Source organism: Neorhizobium huautlense (assembly GCF_002968575.1).
GTDB classification, from domain to species: Bacteria; Pseudomonadota; Alphaproteobacteria; order Rhizobiales; family Rhizobiaceae; genus Neorhizobium; species Neorhizobium huautlense.
In genome coordinates this window covers 1-9,267 of sequence record NZ_PVBM01000055.1, presented here as the reverse complement: position 1 = coordinate 9,267, position 9,267 = coordinate 1, and the positions used below count along the sequence as shown (strand labels likewise).

Annotated in this window: 3 protein-coding genes and 7 pseudogenes; 3 read left to right on the top strand and 7 right to left on the bottom strand. The window is 57.2% G+C overall.

Features of this window, described 5'->3' with window-relative positions; all coding sequences use genetic code 11:
- Positions 1–154 precede the first annotated feature (154 nt).
- Together C5L12_RS26910 and C5L12_RS26905 are read right to left on the bottom strand one after the other, a co-directional pair.
- Positions 155–512, bottom strand: a pseudogene (locus C5L12_RS26910) (DUF4158 domain-containing protein); the annotation flags it as partial.
- A 401-nt stretch (positions 513–913) separates the two neighbouring features.
- A pseudogene (locus C5L12_RS26905) lies at positions 914–1,963 on the bottom strand (IS110 family RNA-guided transposase).
- On the opposite strand from C5L12_RS26905, the pseudogene C5L12_RS26900 reads away from it, so the two are divergent.
- Positions 1,907–2,535, top strand: a pseudogene (locus tag C5L12_RS26900) (IS66 family transposase). The pseudogenes C5L12_RS26905 and C5L12_RS26900 sit on opposite strands and share 57 nt — an antisense overlap.
- Positions 2,529–2,837, top strand: a complete 309-nt coding sequence (locus C5L12_RS29290; RefSeq protein WP_425350831.1) for a transposase domain-containing protein — start codon at positions 2,529–2,531, stop codon at positions 2,835–2,837. Before C5L12_RS26900 ends, C5L12_RS29290 begins: the two are co-directional and overlap by 7 nt.
- A gap of 13 nt (positions 2,838–2,850) precedes the next feature.
- Here C5L12_RS29290 and C5L12_RS26895 read toward each other — a convergent pair whose 3' ends face one another.
- From C5L12_RS26895 to C5L12_RS26880, 4 genes and pseudogenes are all read right to left on the bottom strand, one after another.
- Complete coding sequence (locus tag C5L12_RS26895; protein ID WP_105375070.1) at positions 2,851–3,708, bottom strand: sterol desaturase family protein; 858 nt, start codon at positions 3,706–3,708, stop codon at positions 2,851–2,853.
- 412 nt (positions 3,709–4,120) lie between these two features.
- Positions 4,121–4,252: pseudogene (locus C5L12_RS28935) on the bottom strand (adenosine kinase); the annotation flags it as partial.
- A gap of 73 nt (positions 4,253–4,325) precedes the next feature.
- Positions 4,326–5,699, bottom strand: a pseudogene (locus tag C5L12_RS26885) (transposase); the annotation flags it as partial.
- A 223-nt stretch (positions 5,700–5,922) separates the two neighbouring features.
- Positions 5,923–6,381 (bottom strand): annotated as a pseudogene (locus C5L12_RS26880) (IS110 family RNA-guided transposase); the annotation flags it as partial.
- Positions 6,382–7,231: 850 nt separating this feature from the next.
- Between C5L12_RS26880 and hemN the strand changes: the two are divergent.
- Positions 7,232–8,566 carry an oxygen-independent coproporphyrinogen III oxidase gene (gene hemN / locus C5L12_RS26875; RefSeq protein ID WP_105375069.1) on the top strand — a complete coding sequence of 445 codons (1,335 nt, stop codon included), beginning with the start codon at positions 7,232–7,234 and terminating at the stop codon, positions 8,564–8,566.
- A gap of 211 nt (positions 8,567–8,777) precedes the next feature.
- Here hemN and C5L12_RS26870 read toward each other — a convergent pair.
- Positions 8,778–9,267: pseudogene (locus tag C5L12_RS26870) on the bottom strand (hypothetical protein); the annotation flags it as partial.

The following is a 9,267-nucleotide window of genomic DNA, read 5'->3' as shown; positions in this document are numbered from 1 at the left end:
AATCAGTTCCGTCCGAGTCGCCATGCTGATCCGCCGTGCCATCCATCCCCCGAACTGGGACAGCGAACCTTCACCATCCCATCGGGAGCATCAACACTATCGGTAACATTTTGCTTGAGGCAATGCGCCCCGCATTCTTCGCTTCGCTTGACAGATCTTGCAGCGTCGCGCTTCTGATATGCAGATGGACCATTAGCCGCGCATATGATCCCGACGGGTTTCTTCACAGCGTGCATAGAGGGCAAATCGTCTGGAGCGGTGCCGGTCTGATCAGCAACATACTTCAACATGGCGCGAGGCGGAATTTCTTCTGCTCCAAGCACTCGACCCGGGTATCGCGTTAGACATAGCTGGATGGCAAAGCCGAGCCGATTGGGTTTACATCTCCGCAGTTCAATCTCCAGGCGATCCGCCAATGACAACGAATAGCGTCGGATTGAGCTGTCCTCGTCGACTGGGATATCGACAAGCTTCCGGCGATCCTGACCTTTGAGAAGCTTTCGCTTTGTCATCGCCCGACTCAATCCATGACCAGTCTGCGTCGAGTATTGTCGAGTCGGGCCGGACAGAAAAATCAAAACTGGCGCATGTCGATGGCAATCGACAGAGATCGAATGCTGCAGGTCCGAACTACAACATCGTTCCTGTTCCGTTCGGCCTTAGCGTAGTGTGTGGAAGGCTCCCGCGTTGAGGGAAAATGGCTTCGTTATGCAGCGCGTCTCGAGTGCAGTCGTGTGTCCGGCCTTTGATGCAGCCCTTCTTTCGACTGCTGGCCTTGAAGGGATCCGCCAGGATCGTGCCCCCAATCGATTAGACGGACTCTAACGTCCGCTACGCTAAACGGGTTCGGCCGATCCATCGGGATCGAGTTGCTGCCTTCACTTACCTCTTTCGCCTCAAACTTTGAACGGCCTCAGCTATTTGCGGGCTGAACCGCTCTCAGATCGTTGATTTCCTCATATTCGCCACCTCGCGTCATGATCGACCACGCGATGCGAGCCATCTTGTTGGCAAGTGCGACGGCTGCGACCTTTGGCGGCCGACGTCTTAACAAGCCACCGATCCATCCTGTGCCGCTACCTCCGTCGCGACGAACGTAGCGTAAAACAGAGGTTGCGCCGAGCACCAATAATTGCCGGATATATGGATTTCCTTGCTTGCTGATGTGGCCAAGCCGCGCCTTGCCTCCGGAGGAGTTCTGCCGCGGCACCAAGCCAAGCCAGGCGGCAAAATGTCTCCCGGACTTGAAAGCCTGCGGATCGGGGACAATCGACGACAGGGCCGACGCTGTGACAAACCCCACACCAGGTATGGTTTCCAGTCAGTTCGATAGGTCATTTTTGTAATGCCAGGAGATAAGCTTCTTTTCGATTGCTTGAAGGCGTTGCGCCAGGTCGCAAACTAACCTCGCCAGCGCCTCAAGGACGAACCGGGCAAGCTCCGGCAGATCTGATCGTTCACCTTGAGCAAGCTCGCGGACAACGCGTGCCATCTGACTAATTCCGACACCAATCGAAATGCCAAGCTCGGCAAGATGGGCACGGATGGAGTGCAGAAGCATCGTGCGTTGCTTGATGAGCAGAGCCCTCGAACGGTGCAACATCGCCGCTGACTGCTGCTCTACGGACTTCACCGACACGAAACGCATTGTCGGTCGCGTCACTGCTTCACAGATCGCCTCAGCGTCGGCGGCGTCATTTTTCTGCCTTTTGACGTAAGGCTTCACATAGGCGGGCGGCATCAGCCGCACGTCGTGCCCGAGAGCCGAAAGCTCGCGGGCCCAATAATGAGCCGTTCCGCAAGCCTCGATGCCTATGAGGCAGGGTGGCACCTGCGCGAAGAATTTCAGCATCTGTTGGCGACGTAACTGTCGCCGCACAACTACATTGCCATCGACATCAATCGCATGAACCTGGAACACCGATTTCGCTATATCGATGCCTACGGTAGAAATCTCTTTCATTCGAACGCTCCCGGTTTGTCCATCCTAACCGATGCCATCTTAGCACCGGCGGAGCGGGAGCCTTCCATCCCATCGATTTCGGACTGCTCTTGTTCTGACCAAGAAACAACACCGGTGACGCTGGCCTTCTTTGCCCATGCGCGCCGGAAGTTCTTCGAGCTGGCCGACGTCTCTCGCAGTGCGCGCAGCGGTAAAGGCGCACGGCCTGTCTCGGCGACGGCGCTGGAGGCAGTTAAACGCATCGACGCATTGTTTGCCTTCGAGCGCGATATCGGCGGCAGACGCGCCGAGGAGCGGCTTGCCGTGCGCCAGGAAAGAGCAAGCCGCTGCTCATCGAGCTGGAGGCCTGGTTGCGCCAGGAACAGGAGAGCCTCTCACGCTCCTCACCGGTCATCGAATCGATCAACTACATGCTGTCGCGCTGGGCCGACTTTGCCAGATACGCCGATGACGGCAGGATTTGCATGACGAATAACGCGGCGGAAAGAGCCCTGCGCGGCGTGGCTTGCGGCAGAAAAATTGGAGCTTCGCCTGTTCCGATCGCGGCGCAGACCGGGCCGCCATCATGCTGACCCTGATTACGACCGCTCGCCTCAACGACATCGACCCGAAGGCCTGGCGTACCGACGTGCTGGCCCGCATCGCCGAGCTTCCCGCCTCCCGCCTGCATGAGCTCTTGCCTTGGGAGTGGAAGGCGATCAAGGCGATGGAAATCCCCGCTACCTCGGAAACAGTTTCGGAAACAGCTCTTCCGACGGCTGCAGACCCTCGTCGATCTCCATTCCGAAAGCTTACCACGCGCAACCGCAAAAATCCTGCGGCTTACCTCGGATGGATACTTCCAAAGTACTTGTGGGCTGAAATCGACGTGTAAGACCTCCACTCGTTCAATCCCTAGCCTCAGCAGCATTTCCGACTTTTGCTCTGCGCCAGCGACGTCGATCGAATGGGAACATAACGTAATCGCGTACGGTGAGCGGTTCGGGCTGGTTTCGCATGCCAACTTCCGGCCACTCATTCTTTTTTGGCCAGTATGCCGTCAGAAAAATACTGTCCCAAATGGTTGTAAAGAAGCCGTAGTTTCGGTGCCGGTGATGCGGTTCCATCGAGTGGTGAATGCGGTGGAATTTGTTATCGCCAATGATGTATCGAAGAGGCCCAAGATTGATGCGGGTACTAGAGTGCGAAAGATGGGCCTGAAAGGTAATCAGGGTCATGGCAACAACGGGCACTACGCCAGATTCAAAATGGATCAGAGCAAGTGGTAGTGCTACCACAGCTGCGTAAATCAGTGGCTCGGTGATGTGATGATTGCAATTCCATGCCGTCAATTCGCGGATCGAGTGGTGAGTTGCGTGCAGGCGCCAGAGGAATGGAACAGCATGCTGAGCGCGGTGCATCCAGTAGTAAAAAAAGTCGCCGGCAATCGCGACTAAAACTCCTGACAGGACAGCCAATCCACTGTTGATGATTGCGTTGTCAGAGTGAAGCAACGCACCGAAATTGATTGTTATCAGCGGCTTTATGCCTAGCCAAGTCAGGCTCACAGCGAAGAAGTGCCAGATAAACGCACCCAATCCGAGCCGAATAATCCAATTCCGCACGCCGCGAACATAGGAGGCAAGACTGTATCGATAAGCCGGAATGATCAGCTCCAGCGCGGCACAAATGGTGGCGAAGACGAAGACCAGCTCGAGCGATTTCATGAAGATCTGGGTTATCTGATTAAAATCGAGAACGTGCATTCGGTTGCTCCGGCTAATCGTTCAAAATGCGCCAACTTCAGGTCGGATCATCGACGCGATCGTCACGAGGGCGAATCCAGATAGCTGTGAATCTCCAGCGCGGCCCGATAAATCGGGGCAGCACGTTCGATATCCGCGCAGTACGAGTTGCATATGGCCATGTCATGCAAATCTGCGTTTCAGTGCGCATCCAAACGATGAATCATTGCGCCGGCACAGTGGGCCACCGCAGGGCGGTTCTATGCGGGATTCTCGAAGATTGGTAAAATTGATTGTTTGGATGAGACTTATCCGTTTTCCAAATGCTCAGAAGCCCGTTGGACGAGGTGCCGTGTCCAAGGCGACAAACTACTCGCCAGTGCGTCGAGGCGGTGACCTGCCATGGCAGCGGAGCCTTGTATAAGCCAGCAGGTTCGGCACGACCGGTGTCGATCAGGTTTTATCGCGCCCTTGATGATGCCCTTGGTCTCGAGGAACGCCTTGTCGCACTGGGCGATGATGTCGACAATGACAGTGCCGAGCAAAGCACGTCATAGTCCGGCATCGATTTCTTCGCCAACGGACTTACCAACTTTCTCCATGTCGGGGCCAAGCGCGGGTCTCGTCAATTGGAATGGGCGTTCTGCATGCCAATCCATTCGGCGTCGGCCTTCACGGCGCTGAATGAGGCCATCGGGATACACGCCGGGGTATTTGACCTGCAAGCGTTCAAGCAACTCTCGCGAAGTTCGCCAGGGCTCCGCCTCGAACCATTCCTCGAGTTCGGCAGTGACGGCGAGTAGAGGATCGGGCCTCCGCCGCTCTCGCTTGGCCGCTGGCTTGGAGCGGGCAGTCGGTTTCACTTCACCACCACGCCAAGCAATCCGTAAGCCAGACAGAAAGTCTTCGAGCGGTAATGCCTCGCCGTCGGTGGCAGGCGAACCATCAGGCTTCTCAGCAATTTCGACCAATCTCTCTTGTGCCAGGCGTATGTCGCGGAGCAGCCGGACCGGATCGAGTGTCAGGTAGATCGCCTTGAGCCGAAGGTATGTATCCTCCGGCGTGCGTGGGTCGTCAAGCAGCCGCTGATAGGGCGTGGCGGGACGATGATAGCGCTTGACCACCTTTGCTCCGTCACGGTGCTTTTCTTTCAGCTTGAATGATGGCTGAAAGAAATTTACGAACAACCGCATTGAAGAATAAAGCTTGGCCAACTCCCGAGTGGCTCGCAGCGCCTCGAAGCGTCGGTATCCAACGATCTTGCGCACGATCGCGCCATTCTTCTGCTCAACAAATGCCTGATCATTCTTTCGGTAGGGGCGGCAACGGGTGAGTTCGATATTATCGCGCAAGCAATACTCATGAACACTCTCGTTCGTGAACACACTGTCGTTGTCGGTGTCGAAGCCCAGCAGCGGCGCGCATTCCGTCCAGCCCGTGGCTATATCGGTCAACACCAGCGTTTGAGAGAAGGCACCCCTCGCGTATGGGCCGGAATGAGAAACGAGATCAGCTCGACAAAGCCGGGTGCGGGGTCATCCCAATCCGAGAAGGTTCGAACGGGAACACTACGTTGATCCTTTCCGGCGCCGCGGACCCGTGGCGCTCGCTTTAATCTCCTTGGGGACTCGATCAATCGTCGCTGGGCTCAGCGTCAAGAGTTGCCGGCGCGTCTCGCAATTCATATCGCCGTGTCCATGACGTTCCATCGCTTCGATCAGTGTTGGCAACAGGGGGTGTAGTCGCTTGCCGCAAATTCGATCCGACGCCTCCCAAACAACGACGAGCGCTGCCCGCACGTCATCGCCGTAAACCCGGTGCCCTGGCCGAGGACCACCCTTCGCCGGTTCGCGTTCTCCTCGCAGCAGTCGCATCGCATGCTTGCGATGAAAGCCCGTGAGTGCCACGAACTCGTCTAACATCCTCGCCTTCTCGGCCCGCCCGCCTAACACATAGCGACAACTGATCGCCGCCACCAATTCCGCACGTGTCGCCATGCTTACCTTCCTCATCAAAGCTCCCGAGGTTGATTCGTCGGGAGCAATTTAGATGAGGCAATAACCCATTCTCAGGGAGCAGTTCAGGCGAGGCAATGCGCGTCTCATCCTGATTGCCGCGCTATGCAATGCTGCACAGCACAGATCAGATCGATAAGCGCTTTGCTCAAAAATATGGTATTTTTTCCTTGCGCGGATGACCTCGTGGTGAAGTGCGGTGCATCGGCTGAAAGCACCGTCAGACCACCTTGCTCGAGCCTGCCGGATTGAGGCGTCCGCGCGCCTTTTTCATCAGGCGGGTGTGACGCCACGTATCGACGAAGCGTTCATAGCCCTTTTGCGCTTGTTCAGCGAAGCGCATCTCCTGATCACGGAGCTTCTTGACGTTATAGGCATAGGCAGCAGGGCCAGACTTGTTTCCCTTCTTCTGCGGTTTCCCGGCCAGTAAATCCACTGCGCGAATCTTGTGTGCCACGAGACTCGGGCGAGCCCATTGATAGTCGGCCTGCTTGGTCAACATGTGCCAGACCAGAACCGCAAGCTTTCGAGCCACTGCGACGGCTGCGACCTGGTGGCCGCGTTTGGCTCTGATCCGGACGAAGAAGGCGTGCAGCGGCCCCGGCGCCTTTGCTGCCGCCCATGCTGCCTCCACCAGCATGGCCCGCGCATGGCTGCGACCGATCTTGCTGATGCGTCCGCAAACCGCCGGCGTTTCAAGCGTCGGATGCGGCTTATGCCCGCTTTCTAGTCGTCGGTTGCTACAAGGCGGGTCCGACATCGAAACGGTTGATATGATACGCGGGGGTGGGGCAGGGGTGCTTTCATCCCTCAATTCTTCGATCGCCAAGGAGTACGAACTCCCCATAATTGCTTTTCCAAAAACCATCAGTGCCGATCTGATCGTTCCTGATCGAAAGATTGCGACGGAAGCTGATTGGTTTTGCTTGGGCCGACGGTGGTCTCGGATCACGCTTGCGGTCGGGCCAGGCTGTAAGGATCGCATCCTCGGTGTCGCTCGTGACTATTATATCGCGTCGTGCGCACCCGGCGAGATATCCGAGCTGTCGCCACATGGACTCTCGATGTCAAGCGCACCGCAAACAAATGCTGTCACCACTGAACAAAACCTGTCGCGTATCGGACACACGAACCTTATCGGAACGTTTGTTTTTGTTGCTCGGCTTGATCTCCAGAGCAAAAGGAAGGGAGCGCAAACCAAGGTCGCCAGCAGATTAAGCCCAAAATCGCAGCTGCGTCGCCAAGATGGCACGTCACTTGCGCAGTCAGCTCTGGAAGTTGTGACGTCTGCCCATAACTGGCGAAGATGCCCGTGGCGGTTGGCTCACAAATTCTGAATTCCCCATACGGTATTGCAGAAGGAATCGTGTCCCACCGCGTGGTGTAGCTTCGGCAATCGCCGTACCTTCCGGACAAAGCCGGGAAGGGGTCAGCGTGCGGCAGCTAGGCTGATTCGAGGATCATCCCTAATTGTGGACGGGAGCGCGCAGCGGTAAGGATGAGAGTTAACCAGCATAGGACGGTAACTGTTGCAGACTTCAACATTGGCAAAATATCGCGAGGCCCGCCTGCCTTGGTACACCATCTATCCGACTGTGCCAGACTTTTCCGAGACGGTAGGCCCCAGCGCTTATATGGAATGGCTCAGGAACTTACCGGCTGACGATCCGGTGTCACTCTATCTCCACGTTCCGTTCTGTCGATCGATGTGCTGGTATTGCGGCTTCCCTACCACCATCACCTGCCATGATGCGCCTATCCTCGATTATCTGGCGATGGTGCGTGACGAGATCCGTTTGGTCTCGGAGCAAGCGCCGCAGGCCCTACCGGTGAACGACGTACATTTCGGAGGCGGAACGCCGACTCTCATGGGGCCAGCCGAGTTTCTCGCTTTGATGGAATTCCTGGGACGGCATTTCGCTCTCGAGAAGGCAGCTACGATCGCCGTCGAAATCGATCCACGCACATTCACCGAGGACATGGCCGGAGCTTTGGGAGAAGCTGGCGTGACTCGCGCGAGCCTCGGCGTCCAGAGCTTCGATCCCATCGTTCAAAAGGCGATCAACCGGGTCCAGAACGTGGAGCAGACCGCGGCTGCCGTCGAAATGCTGCGCCGGCACGGAGTAAGCCGCATCAACTTCGACCTCATATTCGGTCTCCCGCATCAAACGGTGCAATCCTGCGTCGAGACCGCGAGGGCAGCAGTTGCCATGCGCCCCGACCGGCTTGCAGTGTTCTGCTACTCGCACATTCCTGCCCTTGTGGAGAACCAGCGCCTCATCGAGGAAGCATCTCTTCCGGATAGCGCAGGCCGCGCCGAACAGGATGCAGCCATGGCCGTGACGCTGATTGCCGCCGGCTATTGCGAGATTGGGCTCGACCATTTCGCCTTGCCGGACGACGAGCTCGTGCTTGCCCAGAAAACCGGGCGCCTGCGGCGCAACTCCCTCGGTTACTCAGCCGACACCTGCAAAACTCTGGTCGGTTTTGGCGCAGCGGCCATCGGCCGTGTCGGCGAAGGATACATTCAGAACGAAGTTACCCGGGATGCCTACATGCAGCGTATCTCAGCGGGTCGCCTTGCAACGTCAAAGGGCTGGCGCCTCACTGACGACGACCGGGTGAGAGCTGCAATTATCGAACGACTAATGTGCGATCTCGAGGCCGATGTGCCGGCAATTTGTGCCACTTACGGATCTAATCCGATCCGCTTTCTCGATTCAACTGAACGCTTGGCGATTTTGGCTAAGGACGGGATAGTGGACATCGAAAATGGGCGTATTCGCGTGCGGCGGCAGCATCGCTTCGTGGTTCGCGCGGTTGCTGCGGCCTTCGATGCTTTTCGCGACCGGACTGCCCCTTAACAAGACATAAGTGGGAGAGTGGACAGCGCGACCGCGAAAGGCCGAGACCGAGGGCCACACACGTACCGACTAACTTTGACTTCAGCAGGGCGTGGCTGCTGCTGGGCGCCAGCGAAATAACTTTCGTCCGACTCCGGTTAATGGGGTTAAGCGCGCATGTTTTGCCGTGAGCCTCGCGGTCGCCGCCCGCGAGGCTCGGCCCTTCGTGACACTAGAGGACAAGTCTGATCGTGCAGCTTGTCTCAACGGTCCCGTTGTCCTTGATGCTTGCCTGCCCGAGCACGCCGTAACGCTCAACCTTCCAATGTAGGACCCGCGGCCTGCCACCGGCCGCCGTCTCCTCGAAATGAGCGGCGCCAGTCGATGTCGCGCGCCAATTGCGGCCGCCGAAGCCGATGTTGAACAAATCCGTGACCTTGTACTTAAACATTGCCTCGAGCTGGACGCCATGCCCGGCGCCGTCTTTTGGCTGGGGATTGATCTCGGGGCGCAAATGGTGCTGATCTTTGCCGTAAAGCCGCGTGAAGAGCATCGCAACGTCATCAGAAAGATCGGTGAGTCGCGTCTGCCCGACTAGTACTACAGTTGTAGCTGATCTCGTTTTCTGTAGTGGGCGAGCATGGCTTGCGCCTGATGGGTTCGTCGCCAGGGAGACCAGGCGAGAATGAAAGCCGGTTTTGCGGGCTTTCGCATGATCAGCC

Coding starts and splice junctions, on each gene's coding strand:
- C5L12_RS29290 (WP_425350831.1), top strand. CDS start 2,529: ATGCTGACCCTGATTACGACCGCTCGCCTCAACGACATCGACCCGAAG.
- C5L12_RS26895 (WP_105375070.1), bottom strand. CDS start 3,708: ATGCACGTTCTCGATTTTAATCAGATAACCCAGATCTTCATGAAATCG.